This window comes from Streptomyces sp. DSM 41931 (assembly GCF_050271085.1).
Classification (GTDB): Bacteria; Actinomycetota; Actinomycetes; order Streptomycetales; family Streptomycetaceae; genus Streptomyces; species Streptomyces albogriseolus.
The window spans coordinates 5910713-5933185 of the sequence record NZ_CP189902.1 but is presented as its reverse complement, the minus strand read 5'-3'; the positions used below and the strand labels follow the sequence as shown (position 1 = coordinate 5933185).

At 74.5% G+C, this 22473-nt stretch carries 21 protein-coding genes; 7 read left to right on the top strand and 14 right to left on the bottom strand.

Annotated features, from left to right (window positions below; translation table 11 throughout):
• Positions 1-18: 18 nt before the first annotated feature.
• Entirely contained in the window at positions 19-420 is a 402-nt protein-coding gene (locus ACP7TJ_RS27220; protein ID WP_370165756.1) for an isomerase, read from the bottom strand.
• Between the two features lie 137 nt (positions 421-557).
• Here ACP7TJ_RS27220 and ACP7TJ_RS27215 point away from each other — a divergent pair, with 137 nt between their 5' ends.
• Positions 558-1346, top strand: coding sequence for a helix-turn-helix domain-containing protein (locus ACP7TJ_RS27215; RefSeq protein WP_189909084.1), 789 nt, complete (start codon positions 558-560; stop codon positions 1344-1346).
• A 26-nt stretch (positions 1347-1372) separates the two neighbouring features.
• On the opposite strand, the gene ACP7TJ_RS27210 is transcribed toward ACP7TJ_RS27215, so the two are convergent.
• The 5 genes from ACP7TJ_RS27210 to ACP7TJ_RS27190 all read right to left on the bottom strand — a co-directional run bounded on the left by ACP7TJ_RS27210 (position 1373) and on the right by ACP7TJ_RS27190 (position 9418).
• Positions 1373-3745 (bottom strand): SWIM zinc finger family protein, encoded by a 2373-nt coding sequence (locus ACP7TJ_RS27210; protein ID WP_427766059.1) that lies wholly within the window; start codon positions 3743-3745, stop codon positions 1373-1375.
• Positions 3742-6606 (bottom strand): DEAD/DEAH box helicase, encoded by a 2865-nt coding sequence (locus ACP7TJ_RS27205; RefSeq protein ID WP_401540305.1) that lies wholly within the window; start codon positions 6604-6606, stop codon positions 3742-3744. Before ACP7TJ_RS27205 ends, ACP7TJ_RS27210 begins: the two co-directional genes overlap by 4 nt.
• An 86-nt stretch (positions 6607-6692) precedes the next feature.
• Positions 6693-7289, bottom strand: coding sequence for a sugar kinase (locus tag ACP7TJ_RS27200; RefSeq protein ID WP_370165750.1), 597 nt, complete (start codon positions 7287-7289; stop codon positions 6693-6695).
• Entirely contained in the window at positions 7286-8434 is a 1149-nt protein-coding gene (locus tag ACP7TJ_RS27195) for an ROK family glucokinase (RefSeq protein ID WP_093766061.1), read from the bottom strand. The genes ACP7TJ_RS27200 and ACP7TJ_RS27195 overlap by 4 nt, the downstream gene beginning before the upstream one ends.
• A gap of 246 nt (positions 8435-8680) precedes the next feature.
• Complete coding sequence (locus ACP7TJ_RS27190; RefSeq protein WP_176710766.1) at positions 8681-9418, bottom strand: GntR family transcriptional regulator; 738 nt, start codon at positions 9416-9418, stop codon at positions 8681-8683.
• A 128-nt stretch (positions 9419-9546) separates the two neighbouring features.
• On the opposite strand from ACP7TJ_RS27190, the gene ACP7TJ_RS27185 reads away from it, so the two are divergent.
• Positions 9547-10569, top strand: coding sequence for a Gfo/Idh/MocA family protein (locus ACP7TJ_RS27185; protein ID WP_401540302.1), 1023 nt, complete (start codon positions 9547-9549; stop codon positions 10567-10569).
• A gap of 59 nt (positions 10570-10628) precedes the next feature.
• On the opposite strand, the gene ACP7TJ_RS27180 is transcribed toward ACP7TJ_RS27185, so the two are convergent.
• The 3 genes from ACP7TJ_RS27180 to ACP7TJ_RS27170 all read right to left on the bottom strand — a co-directional run bounded on the left by ACP7TJ_RS27180 (position 10629) and on the right by ACP7TJ_RS27170 (position 13148).
• On the bottom strand, positions 10629-11063 hold the full coding sequence (locus ACP7TJ_RS27180) for a PaaI family thioesterase (RefSeq protein ID WP_167742229.1): 435 nt from the start codon (positions 11061-11063) through the stop codon (positions 10629-10631).
• 32 nt (positions 11064-11095) lie between these two features.
• Positions 11096-11770, bottom strand: coding sequence for a response regulator transcription factor (locus ACP7TJ_RS27175; protein WP_427766052.1), 675 nt, complete (start codon positions 11768-11770; stop codon positions 11096-11098).
• A 130-nt stretch (positions 11771-11900) separates the two neighbouring features.
• Positions 11901-13148: a histidine kinase gene (locus ACP7TJ_RS27170; RefSeq protein WP_427766049.1), complete on the bottom strand. Its 1248-nt coding sequence runs from the start codon at positions 13146-13148 to the stop codon at positions 11901-11903.
• A 179-nt stretch (positions 13149-13327) separates the two neighbouring features.
• On the opposite strand from ACP7TJ_RS27170, the gene ACP7TJ_RS27165 reads away from it, so the two are divergent.
• Positions 13328-13531, top strand: a complete 204-nt coding sequence (locus tag ACP7TJ_RS27165; protein WP_093766067.1) for a hypothetical protein — start codon at positions 13328-13330, stop codon at positions 13529-13531.
• 30 nt (positions 13532-13561) lie between these two features.
• Here the strand turns inward: ACP7TJ_RS27165 and ACP7TJ_RS27160 are convergent, their stop codons facing one another.
• Positions 13562-13999 carry a ribonuclease domain-containing protein gene (locus tag ACP7TJ_RS27160; RefSeq protein ID WP_189909079.1) on the bottom strand — a complete coding sequence of 146 codons (438 nt, stop codon included), beginning with the start codon at positions 13997-13999 and terminating at the stop codon, positions 13562-13564.
• Between the two features lie 178 nt (positions 14000-14177).
• Between ACP7TJ_RS27160 and ACP7TJ_RS27155 the strand changes: the two genes are divergently transcribed.
• Positions 14178-14930 carry an SDR family NAD(P)-dependent oxidoreductase gene (locus ACP7TJ_RS27155; RefSeq protein ID WP_427766044.1) on the top strand — a complete coding sequence of 251 codons (753 nt, stop codon included), beginning with the start codon at positions 14178-14180 and terminating at the stop codon, positions 14928-14930.
• A 56-nt stretch (positions 14931-14986) separates the two neighbouring features.
• Here ACP7TJ_RS27155 and alc read toward each other — a convergent pair whose 3' ends face one another.
• Both alc and allB read right to left on the bottom strand, forming a co-directional pair.
• Positions 14987-16102 carry an allantoicase gene (gene alc / locus ACP7TJ_RS27150; protein ID WP_427766041.1) on the bottom strand — a complete coding sequence of 372 codons (1116 nt, stop codon included), beginning with the start codon at positions 16100-16102 and terminating at the stop codon, positions 14987-14989.
• 31 nt (positions 16103-16133) lie between these two features.
• A complete protein-coding gene (allB, locus tag ACP7TJ_RS27145) occupies positions 16134-17471 on the bottom strand; it encodes an allantoinase AllB (protein WP_427766038.1) in 1338 nt (445 codons plus the stop codon).
• Positions 17472-17709: 238 nt separating this feature from the next.
• Here allB and ACP7TJ_RS27140 point away from each other — a divergent pair, with 238 nt between their 5' ends.
• Positions 17710-18513, top strand: a complete 804-nt coding sequence (locus ACP7TJ_RS27140; protein WP_427766035.1) for an IclR family transcriptional regulator — start codon at positions 17710-17712, stop codon at positions 18511-18513.
• A gap of 104 nt (positions 18514-18617) precedes the next feature.
• On the opposite strand, the gene ACP7TJ_RS27135 is transcribed toward ACP7TJ_RS27140, so the two are convergent.
• Positions 18618-18932, bottom strand: a complete 315-nt coding sequence (locus tag ACP7TJ_RS27135) for a DUF5955 family protein (RefSeq protein ID WP_093766073.1) — start codon at positions 18930-18932, stop codon at positions 18618-18620.
• Between the two features lie 206 nt (positions 18933-19138).
• On the opposite strand from ACP7TJ_RS27135, the gene ACP7TJ_RS27130 reads away from it, so the two are divergent.
• The gene (locus tag ACP7TJ_RS27130) at positions 19139-19738 is read left to right on the top strand and encodes a nucleotidyltransferase family protein (RefSeq protein WP_390920701.1); all 600 of its coding nucleotides are present in this window, start codon (positions 19139-19141) and stop codon (positions 19736-19738) included.
• Positions 19739-19891: 153 nt separating this feature from the next.
• The gene (gene aceB, locus ACP7TJ_RS27125) at positions 19892-21517 is read left to right on the top strand and encodes a malate synthase A (protein ID WP_427766032.1); all 1626 of its coding nucleotides are present in this window, start codon (positions 19892-19894) and stop codon (positions 21515-21517) included.
• Between the two features lie 38 nt (positions 21518-21555).
• Here aceB and ACP7TJ_RS27120 read toward each other — a convergent pair whose 3' ends face one another.
• Complete coding sequence (locus tag ACP7TJ_RS27120) at positions 21556-22470, bottom strand: HipA family kinase (protein ID WP_189909074.1); 915 nt, start codon at positions 22468-22470, stop codon at positions 21556-21558.
• Between the last annotated feature and the right edge of the window lie 3 nt (positions 22471-22473).

Genomic DNA, 22473 nt, shown 5'->3' with positions numbered 1-22473 from the left:
CCTCCCGGGCGGACCGCGTCAGTCGTGCGCCGTGGGGTCGAACCCCTCCGGCGCCCGGTCGAGGAAGGCGGAGACCGCGCGGATCCGGCCGCCCTCGTCGAACTCGATCACATCGGTGCCGGTGGCGAAGGACATGCCGGCTCCGGTGAGGATCTCCCACCGGAGCCGGGCCCGCCCGTGGTGCACCTCGGGCTCCTCCCGGCGGCGGACCCTCGCGGGGCCCACGTGGGACACGAACTGGTCCCGGAAGTCCGCGAGGGCCGCCGCGCCGCGGAGGAACCCGACGAGGGCGCGGTACTCGACCTCGCCGGTGAAGACCGCCGAGGCCAGGCGGTCCCGCTCTTCCCCGGGGCCGGTGTTCCAGAAGCGCGTGTAGCGCTCCAGCTGGGCGAACTCGGCCGCGGTCGTGGCGTCGGTCATGACAGTTCCCTTCGTCCGGCGCGGCGCCGTGCGGCGGACCGCGCTCCTGTCTTCCGACTGTGCGGGGGCGAGGGGCGCGGAGTCGATGACCTGCGAGGTCATTGCCGTCGTGCGCCCGGCCCGGCAGCCTGGGCCTCATGACGACGACCACCGCACCGGTCGGGGCGCTGCTACGGCGCTGGCGTGAGCGCCGCCGCCGCTCCCAGCTCGACGTGGCGCTCGCGGCCGAACTGTCCACCCGCCATCTGAGCTGCGTCGAGACCGGACGCGCGCATCCGAGCCGGGACATGATCCGGCGGCTGTGCGACGAGCTGGACGTGCCGCTGCGGGAGCGCAACCCGATCTATCTGGCCGCGGGCTTCGCGCCCGTGCACCGGGAGCGCCCCTTCGACGACCTGGGGGCGGCGCGGGCGGCTGTGGAGGCGGTGCTGACCGGGCACGAGCCGAACCCGGCCCTCGCGGTGAATGTGCGCTGGGAGCTGCTGGCCGCGAACCGTGCCATGGGCCTGTTCCTCGGGGACGTGCGGCGGGGGCCGTCGGACCCGCCGTTCAACGTGCTGAAGGCGACCCTGGGCCCCGACGGCATGGCGGGCCGCGTCCTCAATCCGGCGCAGTGGCGCGGGCACGTCCTGCGCCGGGTCCGGCGTCAGCTGGAGCGGACGGCCGACGCCGGTCTCGCGGAGCTGCTCGCCGAGCTGGAGAGCTACCCGGCACCGGACGGGGCGGACGCGCCCGGCCCGTCCGGGGAGGCGCAGGACCTGGTGGTTCCGCTGCACCTGGCGTCCGAGTACGGGGACCTGGCGCTGCTGTACACGACGACTGTGTTCGGTTCGCCGCGGGACGTGACGCTCGACGAGATCGCCATCGAGACCTTCTTCCCTGCGGACCGGCGCACGGCCGAGCTGATGCGGGGCCTGGCCGGCTGAGGCCGGGGTGCGCGGGGTGCGTACCGTCAGGCGTCGCCGAGGGTGTCCAGGCCGGTGAGCGCGCCGACCGGATCGGGGTCGGGGGTGCCGCGCGGCCACCAGTCGTCCTGGCCGGGCTCCGACTCGTACGCGTACCAGAGGTGGTCGCGGCCGAGACGGAGCTGGACATGGCCGCGGGGGTGGGTGAGGCGGTTGCGCCACGGCCGGAAGGCGGGGAGGTCCGCCGCGAGCAGCAGCGGGCGGGCGCGGTCGAAGCGGCCGGCCGGCGGGTCCCACGGCTCCTCCAGTACGGCCAGTCCGCCCGGGCCGCCCTGCCGCCACGCGGCGACCGCGCGCGCCAGGTCGCCGGGCGTACGGCCGGCCGCCCGGGCGAGGGACGCGTACAGCGCGCGGCTGCCCGCGGTCAGCCCCGAGCCGGGGCGGGCGGCGGCCAGACGCACCGCGTCGTGCCACAGGGAGAGCGGGCCGACCGGGTCACGGCCCGTGGTGAGCAGGGCGTGCGCGCGGGCCGCCGCGTCGGTGGCGAGCTGGTCCAGCGCGAACGGGTCCGGGCCGCCCGGGGACGCCGGATGGACGGGCGGCTGCTCCGGGTGGGCGGGAGGCGGCAACGGCGCGGGCAGCGGCGGGAGGCCTGGACCGCGGCGGGACGCGGCGTCGGTGGCGCGTATGCCGGGCAGCGGCTCCGGCTCCCGTCCCTGGGCGGCCCGTGCGGCGCGGGCCGCGCTGAGACGGGACAGCGCGTCGATCACCTCGCGCTCGCCGCGACCTCGCAGCAGGAGCAGCACGAACGGGTCGGCGTCCAGCAGACGGGCCGTCTGGTAGCAGAGGGCTGCCGCGTGCTTGCACGGGTGACCCGAGTCGGGGCAGCTGCAGCGGGGGGCGAGGTCGCCCGGGCCGGGCAGCAGGGGGACGCCGCAGTCGGCGAGGGACTGCGGCATCTCCTTGTCCAGCAGGGCCGCGATGTGACCCGGGCGGTCGGCCGCGGCGTCCAGGAACCGGTCCCAGTCCTCGTCGTCGAACGTCCGCAGGCGCACCTGTACGCGGTAGGGCCGGGGGCGGCTGCCCTGCACGTACGCCAGGACCAGGCCCGGCGTGACGGTGATGGCGTCCACATGCCCCTGCTCGGCGTAGCCGCGTCCGCGGGCGAGGCGGGCGGGGTCCAGCGCGCCGTCCTCCAGCGCGGTGACCCACGCCCTCCCCCACCAGGTCTCGGCGAAGGGTTCCCCGTCACCGGAGGGGCGGGGCGGGAACGGCGGGAAGGTACGGCGATGGTCGCCGTCGCGCGCGGGGGCGCCCATCGACGACGGCGCGACCGCCACCTGCTTTGCGGCGGCGTGCGCGCGTCGGGGGTGTCGCGGGGCGGAGGGGGAGGGAGAGGGAGACGTGGGCGCCGGTTCCTGGTCGGCGGCCGGAGTCGGTTCGGGCGACGTGAGGGTGTCAGGGTGCTCGGTGGCGGGGGCGTGGCTCGGGGTGCCTGCGGGCAGGGCGGCGTCCGCGTCGGCGGAAGCAGGGGGCGTCGTGTCGGGCATGCGGAAGGCGTCGGCGAGGGCCTCCCGGATCTCGCGGGCACGGCGGTCGGCGGCGCGGTCGCCTCGGGTGGTGCGCGGCACGCGGGGCGCCGGGTCGCGACGGGGTCGCGTCGCCCCTTCCACCTGCTCGCGGGCGCGGGCCCGTGCGCGTTCCTCGCGGGCGGCGCGCAACGCCTCGCGTGCGAGGTCTCCGGGGCGGGAGGACGCGCGGGGCTCCTCGTGGCCGTCCGGGGCGGGGGGCGACGTCCGGTCTGCGGCTCCCGTGGCGGCAACCGACGCGTCGCCGCCGCAGGTGGTCCCCTCGGGGCACGGCGCGCCGGTCGGGGCCTCGTTCGACGCCGACGCGGCCACGTTCGCCGCGTCGGGCGCTTCTCCCCCGGCGGGCACGACCTCGCTCACCGAGGACGGTGACGCCTCACCCACCGCCTCTCCGGAGGAGGGGATGGGCGCGGAGCGTGCCTGCTCCGCGTCCCGCGGCCAGTCGCCCGCCGCTCCCCCGGCGGCCGTGTCCGAGGTCGCCGGGAGACGACCGGCGTCCGCACCGGACGAGTCCGCCGCAACCCCGCGCCGCTCCCGCAGCGCGCGGTGCAGTGCCTCCCGCGCCGCGTCGGACGGGCGGGGCGTCCGGTCGGCCGGGGGCGCCGCACCCGTCGGCTCCTCCGCGGACCCCCCGTCCCGGGACGGGGACACCTCTCCTCCCGGCACCCGCTCCCGCGCCGCGCGCAGCGCCTCCCGCACGTCGGCCGCCGACCCCGTCGGCTCCCCCGGAGCCCCCGCCTCCCCGGCGGGAGACACCGCGCCCCGGGACGGGGACCCCTCCCGCGCCGCCCGCAGCGCCTCGCGCGCCTCCTCCGACGGACGGGGCGTCATGTCGTCCTCCTGAGGGACACCAGGTCGGACAGCTCGCGGTCGGTGAGTTCCGTGAGGGCGGACTCGCCCGAGCCGAGGATCGCGTCGGCGAGGGCCCGCTTGGACTGGAGCATCTCGGCGATGCGGTCCTCCACCGTTCCCTCGGTGACCAGCCGGTGGACCTGGACGGGCTGGGTCTGGCCGATGCGGTACGCGCGGTCGGTGGCCTGTTCCTCCACCGCCGGGTTCCACCAGCGGTCGAAGTGGACGACGTGCCCCGCGCGGGTGAGGTTGAGGCCGGTGCCGGCCGCCTTGAGGGACAGCACGAGCACCGGGACCGCGCCGCTCTGGAAGCGGTCCACCATCCGCTCCCGCTCGGGCACCGGCGTCCCGCCGTGCAGCAGGTCGACCGGGACGGCGCGCTCGGCGAGGTGGCGGGTGATCAGGCGGGCCATGCCCACGTACTGGGTGAAGACGAGGGCCGAGTTGTCCTCGGCGAGCACCGTGTCCAGCAGCTCGTCGAGCAGGGCGAGTTTGCCGGAGCGGGCGGCGAGGCGGTCGCCGGCCGGGGCGTGCTCCTCCTTGAGGTACAGCGCGGGGTGGTCGCAGATCTGCTTCAGCGAGGTCAGCAGCTTCAGCACCAGGCCGCGGCGCCCCATCCCCTGCGCGGTCTCGATGGCGGTCATCGACTCGCGCACCACCGCCTCGTACAGCGCGGCCTGTTCACGGGTGAGCGGCACCGGGTGGTCCGTCTCCGTCTTGGGCGGCAGCTCAGGGACGATTCCCGGGTCGGACTTCTTGCGGCGGAGCAGGAACGGGCGGACCAGGCGGGCCAGCCGCTCGACCGCCTGCTCGTCCTCGCCGGTCTCCACCGCACGCGCGTGGCGGGCGCGGAAGGACTTGAGGGGGCCGAGGAGGCCGGGGGTGGTCCAGTCGAGGAGGGCCCACAGCTCGGAGAGGTTGTTCTCCACGGGCGTGCCGGTGAGGGCCACCCGGGCCGGCGCGGGGATGGTGCGCAGGGCCTTGGCGGTCGCCGAGTGCGGGTTCTTCACGTGCTGCGCCTCGTCGGCGACGACCATGCCCCACCGCTGCTCCGCCAGGGTGGGCGCGGCGGAGCGCATGGTGCCGTAGGTGGTGAGGACGAAGCCGCCGTCCAGCCCGTCGAGGGTGCGGTCGGGGCCGTGGAAGCGGCGTACGGGCACGCCGGGGGCGAACCGGGTGATCTCCCGCTGCCAGTTGCCGAGCAGGGAGGCGGGGCAGACCACCAGGGTGGGTTCGCGGCGGGCCCGCTCGAGATGCAGGGCGATGAGGGTGACGGTCTTGCCGAGGCCCATGTCGTCGGCGAGGCAGCCGCCCAGGCCGAGGGAGGTCATGAGGTCCAGCCAGGCCAGACCGCGGAGCTGGTAGTCGCGCAGGGTGGCGTCGAGGCCGGGCGGGGGCGCGGCGGGCCGCACGCCGGCGGTCAGGCGGTCGCGAAGGACGGCCAGCGCCCCGGCGGGCACCGCCTCCACCGTCTCGCCGTCGACCTCCGCCTCCCCGGTGAGGGCGACGGACAGCGCGTCGACGGGGTCGAGCAGCCCCAGGTCGCGTTTGCGGGCCTTGCGGACGAGGGCGGGGTCGACCAGCACCCACTGGTCGCGCAGCCGGACGACCGGGCGGTGCGCCTCGGCCAGGGCGTCCATCTCGGCCTCGGTCAGCGGGTCGCCGCCCAGGGCGATCTGCCAGCCGAACCGCAGCAGGTCCTCGCTCTCGAAGAAGCCGGTGCCGTCGGTCGCCGAGCCGGGGGCGGGCCGGACGACGGCCGTGGCGGTGAGGTCCTGGGCGAGGTCGCGCGGCCAGTGCACGGCGACCCCGGCCGCAGCGAGCCGGGTGGCCGCCACGCCGAGCAGGTCGCTCAACTCGTCCTCGGACAGCGCCAGTACGTCCGGCACGTCCTGGTCGGCGAGCCGGTCGAGCGGGGGCCAGACGCGGGCGGCGCGGCGCACGGCCAGGGCGGCGTCCACGCGCGCGCGGGGCCCGAAGCCGTGGTCCGCCTCGCCCGACCACAGGGCCGCCGCGTCGGCCACGAGCGTCGGGTCGGACAGGCTGTGCACCTGCACGATCGCGGCGCCCGCGCCCCGCGCGCCGCCGCCTTCGCCGCCCGCGGTGCCCCCGGTGTCGAAGAGGTCGTGCGCGGACAGGTCCAGGCGGAGCGAGATCCGTACGCCCGCGTCCATGCCGGCGGCGACCTCGGCGGCCCAGTCCCGGGCGTCCGGAAGCCGTTGGGGCCGCCGCGCGGCGAACGCCGGCCCGGAGGCGTAGGGCGCGGCGGGCGTGCGGGGCAGGGTGTCGGCGACCGCGTCCAGGAAGGCGCGGACCAGCGCCTCCGGCTGGGGCAGGCGCAGGGGGCCCGGGCCGGGCAGCGGCACCGCGTGTCCCTCGTACGGGAGGGCGGCGGCCACCGCGCGCAGGTGTCCCACGTCGTCCGGTTCGAGCGGGCCGGCGCGCCAGGCGTCGTAGCCCTCGGCGGTGAGGCCGGGCAGCAGGCGGCCCCGGGCGGTGAGCCGCAGGGCGTGCAGGGCGGCGGCGCCCCAGCAGGCGGTGGCCGGGTGGGCCGCCGGATCGTGCCGGGCGCGGACCAGCAGGGGCAGGGCCTCATCCACGGGCAGGGACAGCGCGGGGACGGTACGGCGGCGCACGCCCGCGCCGTGGGGGCGTACGACGGTGAGGTCCGTGCGCCGGGCGCCCGCGGCCTCCGGGGGGATGTCCGCGCCCTCGGGGTCGTAGAAGGCGATCCTCCCGTCGCGTGGCAGGGGCGCGGGCAGGAACACGGCCGGCAGCGACGACGCGACGAGCCCGTCGGCCGTCACGGCGCCCTCGGCCGTCACCGTCGCCTCGCCCATACGCCTTGTCACCTCCCCGCCCGTCCGTCGGACCAGTCGTCTTCGACTCTACGGGCGGGGTCCGACAATCGGCTCCGGCGGCCGGGTCAGGGCACGGTGCGGGCCACGACGTACACGCGCGGGTAGCCGGGTTTGTCGTGGTTGACGACGACGTCGTGCGTGGGCGCGGGGTTCTTCTGCTCGTGCACCAGACCGGACCAGGTGCCGGGGCCGTCGAAGGTCCAGCCGGTGACGTCGCGGTCGCGCTCGCCGATGGGGAGGCGGTCCTTCTTCAGGTCCTTCTCCGACATGCCCATGCTGGTGAGGAAGGCGGTCAGGCCCGCGTCGCTGGTCTCGAACTCGACGTAGAGGCGGCTGGTCTTCCAGTTGTTCGTCTCGTACGAGGCGACCCACCAGGCCGGGTGGGGCACCGGCACCTGGTAGATGCGGCGCTGGAGCTTGGACGGCCAGCCCTCGGTGAGGCCGGTCGCCGAGTACTTCGCCTCCTTGTCCTTGCCGCTGGCCCGGCTCTGGTTGGCGGAGATCACCAGGTAGCCGGCCGGGACGCCGATGAGCAGGACGATGATCAGCAGGGTGAGGGCGCGGCGGCGGATCATGTGCCGCCGGTCCTCACCGGGGTGCGCCCCGCCCTGCCCGTCGGGGCGGCCGGGGTCGGTCGTCAGCGGAGGAAGCTCGTCCGTCACAGCGACTCCGAGGTGGAACGGCGGGCCCCCGCGAACCGCTCGTAGCGTTCGTACCGCTCGACCCGGCGGCGCTTGGCGCGGCGGAAGCGGCGGGCGACCAGCCGGGCCAGGTCGGCGGCGCCGACCATGCCGGCCTCGGGGCCGAGCTGGGCGCGCACGACGCGGGCCTCCGGGCGGTAACCGCGCCCGGTGAGGTGCCGCTTGAAGGCGTCCCGGGCGGGGCCGATGAGCAGGTCGTCGGCCGCGGAGACGCCGCCGCCGATAACGAAGCAGGAGGGGTCGAGGGCGGCGGCCAGGTTGGCGATGCCGACGCCGAGCCACTGGCCGATGTCCTGGAGCAGCTCGATGCACATGGCGTCGCCCTCGCGGGCCAGCTCGGTGATCATCGGGCCGCTGATGTCGCCGATGTTGCCCTTGACGTGCTCGATGATCCCGTAGGCGACCGGGGAGTCGGCGGCGGCCAGTTCGCGCGCCTCGCGCACCAGCGCGTTGCCGGAGCTGTACTGCTCCCAGCAGCCGCGGTTGCCGCACGGGCAGCGGTGTCCGCCGGGGACGACCTGCATGTGGCCGAACTCGCCGGCGACGCCGTACTTGCCGCGCTTGACCTGGCCGTCCTCGAGGATGGCGCCGCCGATGCCGGTGCCGAGGGTGATCATGACGAGGTTGTCCTCGCCGCGTCCGGCGCCGAAGCGCCATTCGGCCCAGGCGGCGGAGTTCGCGTCGTTGTCGACGAGGACCGGGACGGCGAGGCGGCCGGCGAGACGGTCGCGCAGGGGTTCGTTGCGCCAGGACAGGTGGGGGGCGAAGAGCACCCGGTTGCGGTCGGCGTCGACCCAGCCGGCCGCGCCGATGCCGACGGCGTGGACGTCGTGCCGGTCGGACAGGTCCAGCACGAGCTCCACGATGGTGTCCTCGACGACCTTCGGGCTCTTGGACTTGTCGGGGGTCTCCGTGCGGAGCTTCTCCAGGATGTTGCCGTCGGCGTCCACGACGCCCGCCATCACTTTGGTGCCGCCGATGTCGATGCCCACGGTCGGCACCCGGGGCGCCGACAGGTGGGAGCGGCGCTCCCGCGTACCGACCGTTCTCAGGACGGTCGCGCGCCGGGAGCCGATGGGGGCGGTGAAGTCGCGGTAGGTGCTCATCGGGTGCGATTGTGCCGCACGGGTGCCCCGATCGCGGTACCGGGCAGGTGACGGCGTTCGTCGGATCCGGCGCCGGACGCGGGTGGAGGCGAGCCCTCCGCCGTTCGCGTCCGCACCGGTCGCCGTGCTCCCACCGTACGCCCGCGGACCGCGTCACATTGTCCGGACAATGCGACGACCGGGCGTCGGCGGCACGGCGGACCGGGCGTGCGAGGCGCGGCTCGGTCGGGCAATCCGGGGCGCGGCTCAGTTCCGTACGAGCAACTGGAACTCGAAGGAGTACCGCGAGGGCCGGTAGGTGTGCGTGCCGTACTCCACCGCGCGGCCGGTGTCGTCGAAGGTGACCCGCTGCATGGTGAGCAGCGGGGCGCCGGGCTGTTCGCGCAGCCGCTCGGCCTCGACGGCGGTGGCGGCCCGCGCGCCGATGGTCTGGCGGGCGCTGTGCAGGGTGATCCCGGCGGCCCGCATCAGCCGGTACAGGCCGGTGGCCTCGAGCTGGCCGGTGTCCAGGTCGAGCAGGCCGGACGGGAGGTAGTTGCACAGGTACGCGATGGGCTCGCCGTGCGCGGAGCGCAGCCGCTCGATGCGGTGCACCTCGCCGCCCTCGGTCACCCCGAGCGCGGCGGCGACCTCGGCGGACGCGGCGACCACGGTGTTGACCAGCACGGTCGTGGTGGGGCGCTGGCCGGCGGACTCCAGGTCGTCGTAGAGGCTGCTCAGCTCCAGCGGGCGTCTGACCTTGCTGTGCACGACCTGGGTGCCGACGCCCCGGCGGCGCACCAGCAGGCCCTTGTCGACGAGCGACTGGATGGCCTGGCGGACGGTCGGCCGGGACAGGCCGAGGCGCGCGGCCAGCTCGATCTCGTTGCCCAGCAGGGTGCCGGGGGTGAGGGTGCCGTGCTCGATGGCGGACTCCAGCTGCTGGGCCAGCTGGAAGTACAACGGCACGGGGGAGCCGCGGTCCACGCTCAGGTCCAGCCGCACGGTCGGGTCCACTTCTGGTTTCGGCACGGTGCGAGCGTATCCGCGTGGGCTGTTGACGGGAAGTCGTGTAGTTCGGTTGTCCGGACATACGCATTGACAGGGAGCGGCGCGAGCCCCACTTTGTTTCCATGCGCATCGGGGTCATCGGTACGGGCCGTATCGGCACCATTCACGCCCACACACTCAGCAGGCACCACGAGGTCGGATCCCTGATTCTCACGGACGTCGATCCGGCGCGGGCCCAGGCCCTCGCCCACCGGCTCGGCGAGACGGCGGCGCCGGGGGTGGACGAGATCTACACCTGGGGCGTCGACGCCGTGGTGATCACCACGGCCACCTCCGCCCACGCGGACCTGATCGCGCGGGCGGCGCGCGCGGGTCTGCCGGTCTTCTGCGAGAAGCCCATCGCCCTGGACGTGGCGGGCACGTTACAGGCGATCACGGAGGTGGAGACCGCCGGGACGGTGCTGCAGATGGGCTTCCAGCGGCGGTTCGACCGGGGCTACACGGGCGCCCGTGAGGCGGTACGGGCGGGCAGGCTGGGACGGCTGCACACGGTGCGGGCGACGACCAGCGAGGCGGAGCCGCCGGACCCCGCTCACCTGGCGCAGTCGGGCGGGCTGTACCGGGACACGCTCATCCACGACTTCGACATCCTGCGCTGGGTGACCGGCCGGGAGGTCGTCGACGTGTACGCCACCGGGTCGGACGCGGGGCCCCAGATGTTCCGCGAGGCGGGCGACGTCGACACCGGCGCGGTGCTGCTCACCCTCGACGACGGCACCCTCGCCACCGTCACCGGGACCCGGATGAACGGCGCCGGCTACGACGTGCGCATGGAACTCGCCGGGGAGCGCGACCAGATCGTGGTCGGCCTCGACGACCGTACGCCCATCGCGTCCACCGAGCCGACGGGGCCGCCCGCCGCGGACAAGCCGTGGACCGGCTTCCTGGAACGGTTCGGACCCGCCTACGAGGCAGAACTGATCGCGTTCGTCGAGGTGGTGCGGGGCGAGCGGCCCAACCCCTGCGACGGCCGTGAGGCCCTGCGGGCGCTGGTGATCGCGGAGGCGTGCGAGAGGTCGCGGCGCGAACGCAGACCCGTCCGGCCTGCGGAAATTCTGGGCGGCGCCCAGGAGGCGCTGACGTGAGACTCGGGGGGTGTCGGGTGACACCCCCCTGATGACGTGATGCCGTCCTTGTGGCGTCCTTATGGCGTCCGGGCCGTCACCGGAAGGACGGTTCCCTGTGCCACCGCGCACAGCGTCTCCTCGTCGTCCTCCGTCACCGTGAGGAGGTCGCAGCGGGTGACGGCCTGGCGTCTGCCCGCGTGGACGACGGTCGCACGGGCGCGGAGGGTGCGGCCGGTGGCCGGACGCAGGTACTGGACGGAGAAGCCGCCGGTCAGCACCGACGGGCCGAGGACCGCACCGGCGGCGAAGGTGAGCGCGTTGTCGGCGGCGTAGGCGAGGACGCCGCCGTGCAGGAAGCCGTTCTGCTGGTGCAGTTCCTCCCGGATGTCGATCTCCAGGGTCGCCCCGCCGCCACCGAACGCGGTGAGCCGGGCGCCCAGGAGCCTGCTGAAGGGCTGGGCGTCGAGCAGCTTCCGGGCGGCGGCGAGGTCGAGCACGGGCGGCGGGGTCATACGGCGGGCCTCCTCGAAGTGACCGGCGGACGTCAGAGGGTGTCGGTGCCCTCCAGCAGCCCCGCGTCATGGGCGAGCAGCGCGATCTGGACGCGGTTGTTGAGGCCGAGCTTGGCAAGGATGCGCGAGACGTGCGTCTTCACGGTGGCCACGCTCATGTACAGCCATGCGGCGATCTCCGCGTTGGCGAGACCCCGGCCGACGGCCACGGCGACCTCGCGTTCGCGGTCGTTGAGGGCGGCGACGCGGTCGCGGGCGCGGGCCCGCCGGGTGTCTCCCGGACCGCCGGCCGCGTGCGCCATCAGCTGCCGGGTGACCGCGGGCGAGAGCACCGGGTCGCCGGCCGCGACCCGGCGCACCGCGGCGACGATCTCGGCGGGCGGGGTGTCCTTCAGCACGAACCCGGCCGCGCCCGCGCGGAGCGCGCGCAGCACCTGGTCGTCGGCGTGGAAGGTGGTGAGCACGACGACCTGCGGGGCGTCCTCGCGGCGGCGCAGCGCCTCGGTGGCGGTGAGGCCGTCGACGGAGGGCATGCGGATGTCCATGAGGACGACGTCCGGGCGGGTGCGGTCGACGAGCGCCGTGACCTCGGCGCCGTCGGCGGCCTCTCCGACGATCTCGATGTCCTCGGCGCCGCCGAGCATGAAGGAGAGGCCGGCGCGGACGAGGGGGTCGTCGTCGACGAGGAGCACTTTGATGGCGGTCATGGGGGGTACGTAATCATGCACCGGGGTCGGTGCGGGGCGGGGGTGTCTGCGCTACTCGGCGCTTGCGAGGTGCCGCCGCGCCCACCCGTGCCGCCCTTGGCGGCACGATTGCCCGCGGCTCGTGCGGCCTTCACTGCCATGGCAAGCGCGCCCTCACCTCGAAGCCGCCTTCCGGGGTCGGCCCGTGTTCCAGGGTGCCGCCCGTCAGCGTGGCCCGCTCCGTGAGGCCGATCAGGCCCTGGCCCGCGCCGGGCACGGGCGGGACGTCGGCTTCCGGGGCGGGGTTGTGGACGGTCACGGTGAGGTCCTCCCCCGGGCCGCCGGCGACGGAGACGGTGACCTCCGTGCCGGGGGCGTGCTTGCGGGCGTTGGTCAGGCCCTCCTGGGCGATCCGGTAGGCGGTGCGGCCGACGGAGGCGGGGACGGAGCCGGCGTCGGTGACCCGCTGCTCCAGGGTCACCTTCATGCCCGCCTGGAGGGACTCGGCGACGAGGGCGTCGAGCGCCGCAAGGGTCGGCTGTGGGCGGCCGGCGTCCTCGCTGTCGCCGGCCCGCAGCACCCCGATGATCTCCCGTAGGTCCTGGAGCGCCTCGTGGGCGCTCTCCCGGATCACGCCGGCCGCCCGCGCGATCTCGTCGCGCGGGGCGTCGGGCCGGAACTCCAGCGCGCCCGCGTGCACGCTGAGCAGCGTCAGCCGGTGCGCGAGCACGTCGTGCATCTCCCGCGCGATGGCCTCGCGGGCGAGCCGCTGCGCCTGCTCGGCCCGCAGCCGCGCCTCCGTCTCGGCGCGCCGGGCCCGGTCCCGCAGGCTGAGCATGAGCTGCCGCTTGGACCGCACGAACATGCCCCAGCCGACCGTGGCGCCCGTCAGCACGAGGACGAGGACGACGGCGGCGGCGTACGGCAGGTCGGGGTCGGGGCGCCACCAGAAGTACAGCGGCGCGAGCACCAGCTGCGCGCCGGCCACCCAGGCCACGTACCGGAACGGCCGGTGCACGGCGAGCGTGAACAGGGCGATGACCGCGACCCCGCCGGAGGTCTCGGAGAGGAAGCTGACCGGCAGCATGGCGACGGCCAGGCCGAACGGCCACCGGCGGCGCAGCCAGACCGCGGCGCAGGACAGCGCGCCGAGCATCTGGTCGGCGGCGCTCAGCGCCCTCGGGAGGTCGGAGTTCTGCAGCGTGTCGGCGCCGACCAGTCCGATCAGCACGGCGAGCAGGAAGCAGGAGAAGTCGACGACCCAGTCGCGGGCGGTGCGCCGGGGGCGGCGGCCGGAGCGGCCGGCGTCGGGGTCGAGCTCGTGGATGAGGGCGGACGGGAAGAACCACCTGGGCCCCGTGTACACGGGGGCGGTCCTCGCCGCCTTGTCATCAGTCACAGCCGACGAATCTACGCAGGGGACGCCCGGTGCGGTCCCTCGCGGGCGGAATCGTCGACCGAAGTCGTGCGGCCTCAGACTTTCGGCGACCCGGTGGAGGAGGGCCGCCCCCTTCGGTCGGAAAGGCCTCGCCCCGCGGCCGATGTGGGTGGGGGGTCCGCGGGGCGAGAGTCGGGGGCATGAAGAAGCTGCTGGAGATCGTGGGGTTCGTGGCCGTGCTGCAGGGCGTGGCCGGTCTGGTGACGGAGTTCACCGACTGGCACTGGGGCCTGGTGCGGCGGGCCGGATTCCTCGACGGCTACGAGATCTACGCGAGCGTCGCCCTGCTGGTGCTGGGCATCGCCCTGTTCGCCCTCGCGGAGACCCGGAAGCCGGGCGACTGAGCCGCCGGCCGGCCAGGAGCCGCCGGTCGGTCAGCAGGAGTGGTCGACCAGGTCGAACGAGGCGTAGTGGTCGGCGGTGTAGTAGTCCTCCTGGTACTCCTCACCGGTGACGATCCGGCGGGCGCCACGGGTGGGGGAACCGGGCGTGATCACCGTGTACTCGTGGTAGTAGCCGGTCTCCTGGCCGGGGAGGATGCCCTCCCGGTTCTGGAAGACCGTGCCGTCCTGCTCGAACGGGAAGGGGCCGCCCTGTTCGATCAGGTCGAGGGTGTCGTGCGCCTCGGACGGCAGGTCGCTGGAGCAGATGTCGCCGACCGCCAGGACGGACGGCGCGGCGGACGCGGTGACGGGGAGGGCGGGGGCGGCCTGCGCCGCCGGGGCGGAGAGCGCTCCGCCGCCGCCCAGCAGAAGGACGGACAGAAGGGCTGCTGCGGCTCCGGACCGGGCCGCGCGTGGGGGGAATCGCATGCCCCATGATGACGCGCGTAGACGCTGGCATGTCAATGTCAAGTACATGGATTTTTCGGTGTGGTCCGATGAGTTTCCCGTGACGTGACACGGGGGCGCGGGCGGCCGGCTGACGGTACGGCAGGTCGACGTCCGATCGCCGCCAGCACCGTGCGGTCCCGGCCGCTGAGATGGACGCATGACCACACAGATGACGGAGAAGACCCTGCTCGGCCGGACGGCACTGGTGACCGGCGGCAGCCGCGGCATCGGCGCCGCGGCTGCGCTACGGCTCGCCCAGGAGGGCGCGGACGTCGCGGTGACGTATGTGAACGGAAAGGAGGCGGCGGAGGACGTCGTACGGGCCGTCGAGGCGCTGGGGCGCCGAGCGGTGGCCCTGCGCGCGGACGCCGGCGACCCGGAGGAGGCCGCCTCGGCGGTGACCGCGGCCGTCCGGCACCTGGGCCGGCTGGACGTGCTGGTGAACAACGCGGGCGTGGGCGTGATGGGCCCGCTGGAGTCCCTCTCCCCCGCCGACGTCGACCGGGTGCTCGCGGTGAACGTGCGCGGTGTCTTCCTCACGTCGCGTGCGGCGGCCGCGGTGATGCCGCGCGGGGGCCGGATCATCACCGTGGGCTCGTGCCTGACGCAGCGGGCGCCGGGTACCGGCGGGACCCTCTACGCGATGAGCAAGGCGGCGCTGGTGGGGCTGACCAAGGCGCTGGCGCGGGAGCTGGGCGAGCGCGGGATCACCGCGAACATCGTCCACCCGGGGCCGACCGACACGGACATGAACCCGGCGGACGGCCCCTACGCGGCCGGCCAGGCGGCGGTCACCGCGCTGGGCCGGTTCGGCACGGCGCGGGAGGTGGCGGAGACGATCGTCCACCTCGCGGGCGCGGCGTACATGACCGGGGCGGAGGTGGCGGTGGACGGCGGTCACGCGGCCTGAAGCCGGTCGCCGAGGGCGCTCGACGGTCCCTTCCGGGGTCGGGCGCCCTCGGCGCGTCAGCCCCCGAGTTCCTGCCTCCGTGCCTCCAGCACGGACGTCCCCTGGTCCGTCAGGGAGCCGAAGAGGCGCAGGCGGGAGATGCCGCCGTCGGGGTGGATGTCCACGCGCGCGTGGGTGCCCACCGCCGGGTCCGGGAGGACGAAGCGGTGGTTGGTGTCGGGCTGGAGGCGGGTGCGGGGCAGGACCTCCCGCCAGTCGCCGTCCTCGCCGTCGCGCACCGACACCGACGCCCACCCGGCCGCGTTGCCCTTCAGGTAGGCGGTGTCGATCTCCAGGGCGCGGATCCGGGCCTGGGCGACCAGGCGGTACGTGATCCAGTCGTGGCCGTGGTCGCGGCGGCGCCGGGTCTCCCAGCCGTCGTCCATCTTCTGGGAGCGGCCGGGCCGGATGGTGTTGGCGGCGGGCGAGTAGAAGCGGTCGGAGGCGTCCTCGACCCGGCCGCCGTTCTCCAGGGCGACGACGTCGAAGGTGCCGAGCGCGGTGAGCCACGCCAGGTCCGGGACGACCTCGCCGTGGACCCGCAGGCGGGCGATGCCGCCGTCGGGGTGCTGGTTGAGGCGCAGGTGGGTGAAGCGCTGTTCGGCGGTGACGGCGAAGCCGTTGGCCGCGTGGCCGCCGATCCGGGTGCGCGGGACCAGCGTCGTCCACTTCACGTCGCCGGAGAGCAGTTCCGCGGGCGACGGGGAGCCGTCGACGGCGGTGCCCTCGACGGAGACCGCCTGCGGGTAGTTGCCCCGGAAGTGGGCGGTGTCGACGACGACGCCGCGGACGACGCCGGGCGTGCCGAGGCGGATCAGCGCCCAGTCGTGGTCGTCGTCGGCCGGCCAGGGGTGTTCGGCCGAGGCACCGCGCCGCCGGCGGGTCTCCCAGCCGTCCATGATCTTGCCCTTGTGGCCGAAGCGTTCGGGGTCGAAGACGGCGCGGCCGGGCAGCAGGAGGTTCTCGCGCTGGGCGAAGAACTCGTCGTTGGCGGCGATGACTCCGGCGCCGAGCCGGCGGTCGGCGAGGTCGGCGAGGTGGGTGAAGGGGAAGTCGGCGGTGCGGTAGTCCGCGTACGGGTCGCCGCCGCCGTAGGGGCTCGCGTCGCCGGTGAAGGTCTCGATCGCCGTCACGGTGATGTGGTCCTGCCTTTCGGGTGTCGGATCAGGGTCGGGTGAGCAGGCGGCCCTTCGGCGCGGTGAACTCCCCGTCGGCCATGACGCGTTCGCCGCGCAGCCAGGTGGACCTCACGACGCCGTGCAGGGTGCGTCCGGCGTAGGCGGTCACGCGGTTGCGGTGCTGGAGCGCGGCCGGGTCGACGGTGAAGGTCTCGTCGGGGGCCAGCACGGCGAAGTCGGCGTCGTGGCCGGGCGCGATGGCGCCCTTGCGCGCCTCGAGGCCGGCCAGCCGGGCCGTGCGCGTCGCCGTCCAGCGGACCACGTCCTCCAGGGCGTGCCCGCGTCTGCGGGCCTCGGTCCATACGGCCGGGAGGCTGAGCTGGAGGCCGGAGATGCCGCCCCAGGCGGTCGCGAAGTCGTCCGTCTTGAGGTCGGCGGTGGACGGGGAGTGGTCGGTGACGACGCAGTCGATCGTGCCGTCCGCCAGGGCCTGCCACAGCTGGTCCTGGTTGGCGGCCTCGCGGATGGGCGGGCAGCACTTGAACGCGCTGGCGCCGTCCGGGACTTCCTCCGCGGTGAGGGTGAGGTAGTGGGGGCAGGTCTCGACGGTGACGCGGACGCCGTCCGCCTTGGCCTCGGCGAGCAGGGGCAGCGCGTCGGCGGAGGAGAGGTGGAGGACGTGCACGCGGGCGTCGAACCGCCGGGCCTGCTCCAGGAGTCGCGCGATGGCGGTGTCCTCGGCGCGGCGGGGCCGGGAGGCGAGGAAGTCGGCGTAGCGGGGGCCGCCGCGCTGCGGGGCGCCGGCGAGCTGCCCCGGGTCCTCGGCGTGCACGATCAGCAGGCCGTCGAAGGACGCGATCTCGCGCAGCGCGCGGGCGAGTCGCCGCTCGTCGAGGTGGGGGAACTCGTCGACGCCGGAAGGCGACAGGAACGCCTTGAAGCCGAAGACCCCCGCCTCGTGCAGCGGGCGCAGGTCGGCCACGTTGCCGGGCAGGGCGCCGCCCCAGAAGCCGACGTCGATGTGGGCCTTGTCGGCGGCGGTCTTCCGCTTGACGCGCAGGTGGTCGACCGTCGTGGTCGGCGGCAGGGAGTTGAGCGGCATGTCGATCAGCGTGGTGATGCCGCCGGCGGCGGCCGCGCGGGTGGCGGTCCAGAAGCCTTCCCACTCGGTGCGGCCGGGGTCGTTGACGTGCACGTGGGTGTCGACCAGGCCGGGCAGCAGGACGTCGTCGCCGAGGTCTTCCAGGCGGGCGCCGCCGGGGACGGGCGCGTCGTGCGGCAGGACGGCCGTGACGGTGCCGCCGGCCACGGCGACGGACGCGGCGCGCGTCCCCTCGGGGGTGATGACGCGGGTCGAGCGCAGCACCAGTTCGACGTCGGGCACCCGGAGCCTCCTGCAGGTCCGCCGGAAATTTCAACGTTCTGTTGAAGGAGTGTTGCCCTCGGGGCTCCACCGCGTCAAGGGTGCTCCTGCCGCCGCGGCGGCGCGATCGCCACCTCTGGACGTTTCCACAGAGCGGAATGAGAATTCCGGCACACAGAACGCAGCTCCGTACAAGCGGGCCGCCGGCCGGCCGCCGGGTAGGCTTCTGACCTCCTGACAGCCTCGAAAGGAACGCGCCGTGCCGACGTCCAGCGCCAGCACCACCGACTCCGCCCGGCCCGCCGCCAGTGGCGGCGTGCAGTCCCTCGAGCGCGCCTTCGACCTGCTGGAGCGGATGGCGGACGCGGGCGGCGAGGTCGGTCTGAGCGAGCTGTCGGCCGGCAGCGGCCTGCCGCTGCCGACGATCCACCGTCTGATGCGCACGCTCGTCGCCTGCGGTTACGTACGCCAGCAGCCCAACCGGCGGTACGCGCTCGGCCCGCGCCTGATCCGCCTCGGCGAGTCGGCGTCCCGGCTGCTGGGCACCTGGGCGCGGCCGCACCTGGCGCGACTGGTGCAGGAGACCGGCGAGACGGCGAACATGGCCCTGCTGGACGGGGACGAGATCGTGTACGTGGCGCAGGTGCCGTCCAAGCACTCGATGCGGATGTTCACCGAGGTGGGGCGGCGGGTGCTGCCGCACTCCACCGGGGTGGGCAAGGCGCTGCTGGCCGGGTTCCCGCCGGAGGAGGTGCGGGCGCTGCTGGGCCGCACCGGCATGCCGGCGGCCACGGAGAAGACCATCACCACCCCCGAGGGCTTCCTCGCCGCGCTGGAGGAGGTGCGCCGGCAGGGGTACGCCATCGACGACAACGAGCAGGAGATCGGCGTGCGCTGCCTGGCGGTTCCGGTGCCGGACGCGCCCACGGCGGCGGCCATCTCCATCTCGGGCCCGGCGGGCCGCGTCACGGAGGCGGCGACGGAGAGGATCGTCCCGGTGCTGCAGGAGATCGCGCGCGAGCTGTCCGACGCGCTGGCGAACCCGGGCGGCCCGGGGGCCTGAGGACGCGTCGCGGTGGCGCCGGGTGCGGGGCGCGCCGCGGTCACTCCGGGTCGAGGCGCGCCGCACAGACCACCCGCGAGGACGACACCCCGAACGCCCGTACGTCACGCCCGCGGTGACACGCCGAAGAGGTCGACCGCCTCCCGGAGTTGACGCAGGCCGTCCCCCAGCGCGCTCACCGAGCCGATGGCTCCGGCGACGAGCAGCAGGGAGCGGCGCAGCATCGGGATGTCGGGGCGGTCGGCGGCGGCCAGTCCGGCCAGCGTGGCGAGCGCCTCCTCCGCGATGCCCCGGTCCCGGAAATCAGCACGGTGTGCGGCCAGTTGGCGGCGTAACCGGGACACGGCGGAGCGCAGCTCCGTCACCCGCGGATCCACCTGGCTGCCGGGCACACACCTCTGGTCCACGCCTCGCACCACAGTCCTCCCCCTGGCGGGTCGTCGTGCGCCTCCCCTGACCGGTCCCACGCGCCCCCGCGGACCGGTGCGCGCCAGTAAACGCCACCACGGGGCCTTTGCGCCAGTCCGCTGCGTCATCGACTTGTTCCACAGCGTGACACCGTGGCCCGAGGCACCGTTCCGCCGGGCGCCCGGACGGGCGGTCGCGGGTGGGGTATGCAGGACGCATGACGGACGACGAGAACGGGGTGGCCGGCCTGTTGCTGGCGGCGGGCGGCGGACGCCGGCTCGGCGGGCGGCCCAAGGCCCTGCTCCCCCACCGGGGACGGCTCCTCGTGGAGCACGCGGCGGAGGTGCTGCGCGTGGGCGGCTGCGCGCGCGTGCACGTGGTGCTGGGAGCGCGCGCCGAGGAGGTGCGCGCCCGCGCCGCGCTGCCGGACTGCGTGCTCGTGGACAACCCGGAGTGGGAGCAGGGCATGGGCACGTCCCTGCGGACCGGACTGGACTCGCTGGCCGGCACGGGTGCGCGGGCCGCGCTGGTGCTGCTGGTGGACCAGCCGGGGATCGGCCCGGAAGCGGTCGCCCGGGTGCGGCGCGCGTACCGGTCGCCGCGCTCGCTGGTCTCGGCGGCGTACGACGGCGCACGCGGCCATCCGGTGCTGTTCGGCGCCGCGCACTGGGCCGGCATCGCCGCGACCGCCACCGGCGACCGGGGAGCCCGCGCCTATCTCAAGGACCACGCGGACGCCGTGGAACTGGTCGAGTGCGGCGACGTCGCGGAGACGTACGACATCGACACGGAGGCCGATCTGACGCACCTCGAGTGAGCCGGGGCGCCCCCGGCGCGCGGGTCGGGCACCGCGCGCCGGGCTCCCTCGACCCGGAGATTCTCGACATCAACAAAACATTGAACTTCCACCATGAGGAAACTAGTATCCACTGATCAGAAGCCCCCTGCCCGCCGAAGGAAGTGACAGCTGATGTCCGCACCAGCGCCGTCCCCGCTGGCCATCGTCGACGCCGAGCCCCTGCCGCGGCAGGAGGAGGTCCTCTCCGAGACGGCACTCGCCTTCGTGGCCGCACTGCACCGGCGGTTCACGCCCCGGCGTGACGAACTGCTCGCCCGGCGCGCGGAGCGCCGCGCCGAGATCGCCCGCACCTCCACCCTCGACTTCCTCCTTGAGACGGCCGCGATCCGCGCCGACGACTCCTGGCAGGTGGCCCCGGCCCCGCCGGCCCTGGAGGACCGCCGCGTCGAGATCACCGGCCCGACCGACCGCAAGATGACCATCAACGCGCTCAACTCCGGCGCGAAGGTGTGGCTCGCGGACTTCGAGGACGCGTCCGCGCCCACCTGGGAGAACGTGGTCACCGGCCAGCTCAGCCTGATCGACGCGTACACCCGGAGCATCGACTTCACCGACGAGCGCACCGGCAAGACGTACGCGCTGCGGCCGGACGAGGAGCTGGCGACGGTCGTGATGCGCCCGCGCGGCTGGCACCTGGACGAGCGCCACCTCACCGACGCCGACGGCACCCCGGTGCCCGGCGCGCTCGTCGACTTCGGCCTGTACTTCTTCCACAACGCCAAGCGGTTGCTCGAGCTCGGCAAGGGCCCGTACTTCTACCTGCCGAAGACGGAGTCGCACCTCGAGGCGCGGCTGTGGAACGACGTCTTCGTGTTCGCACAGGATTACCTGGGCATCCCGCAGGGCACCGTCCGCGCCACGGTCCTCATCGAGACGATCACGGCCGCGTACGAGATGGAGGAGATCCTCTACGAGCTGCGCGACCACGCCTCCGGGCTGAACGCGGGCCGCTGGGACTACCTGTTCTCGATCGTCAAGAACTTCCGTGACGGCGGGCCGAGGTTCGTGCTGCCGGACCGCAACGCGGTGACGATGACCGCCCCGTTCATGCGCGCCTACACCGAACTCCTCGTCCGCTCCTGCCACAAGCGCGGCGCGCACGCCATCGGCGGCATGGCGGCGTTCATCCCGTCCCGGCGGGACCAGGAGGTCAACAAGGTCGCCTTCGAGAAGGTGAAGGCGGACAAGGACCGCGAGGCGAACGACGGCTTCGACGGCTCGTGGGTCGCCCACCCGGACCTGGTGCCGATCGCCATGGAGTCCTTCGACAGGGTGCTCGGCGACAGGCCGAACCAGAAGGACCGGCTGCGCGAGGACGTCGACGTCAAGGCCGAGGACCTGATCGCGATCGACTCGCTCGACGCCAGGCCGACGTACGCGGGTCTGGTCAACGCCGTGCAGGTCGGCATCCGTTACATCGAGGCGTGGCTGCGCGGCCTGGGCGCGGTCGCCATCTTCAACCTGATGGAGGACGCGGCCACCGCGGAGATCTCACGCTCGCAGATCTGGCAGTGGATCAACGCGGGTGTGGTGCTGGACAACGGCGAGCGGGTCACCGCCGAGCTGGCCCGCAAGGTCGCCGCCGAGGAGCTGGCGGACATCCGCGCGGAGGTCGGCGAGGAGGCCTTCGCGGCTGGCAACTGGCAGCAGGCGCACGACCTGCTGCTGAAGGTCGCCCTCGACGAGGACTACGCGGACTTCCTGACGCTGCCGGCGTACGAGCAGCTCAAGGGCTGACGCGGCCGTTCGGGCGGTTCGCTTCCCCGGGCCGCCCGTCAGCGCAGGTGCACCGTCCCGTCCTGTTCCACCGCCGGCCGGCCGTGCAGGTCGGGCACCTGCTTGAGCCAGTCCGGGCGGCCCTGTTGCGTCCGTGCCGCACGGACGGCGTTCTCCGCGGCGATCTCCTCGGCCGTGGGGAAGTCGAGGGGCAGCCACGCAGCGGAGGCCCGTGCCCGCGCGAGCAGATGGCTCACGTAGGCCGCGCGGACCGCCTCCGGTGAGCCGAACCCCGGCTCGCCGGCCAGCCAGGCGTCGGGCACCTGCGCCACGACGGACCGCAGCAGGTCCTCGGTCACCCGGGGCGCGAGCTCCGCGTCGGCGGCGCGCACGTCGGGCCCGTACCGGCCGAGGGCGTGGTGCCGGACGTCGTACGCCCTCGTCGGGTCGCCGGCGTCCCAGCGGTGGTGGAAGACGAGCGCGGCGCCGTGGTCGATCAGCCACAGCCGGGGCGGTGCGACGCCGAGGGTCGGCCACAGGAGCAGGTTGGAGCTGTGCACGGTGCGGTCGACGTTCGCGGTCAGCGCGTCGAGCCACACGATCCGCCCGGCCTCCAGCGGATCGACGGCGAACCCCTCGGCCGCCTCGGGGGTGAAGTCCCGCGCTCCCGGAAGGTAGTCCATGCCGAGATTGACCCCGGCGCTGGAGGCGTGCAGTTCGCGGACCTCCTGGTGGGGTTCGGCGTCGGCGATCGCCGGGTCGAAGTGCACCAGCACCAGTTCCGGGAAGCGCAGTCCGAGCGCCCGCGCCAGTTCGCCGACGATCACCTCGGCGACCAGTGCCTTGCGGCCCTGCGCGGAGCCGGTGAACTTCACGACGTAGACGCCCAGGTCGTCCGCCTCGACGACGCCCGGCACGGAGCCCCCGGAGTGCAGGGGCTCGACGTAGCGGGTGGCGGTGACCTGCTTCAGCATGCT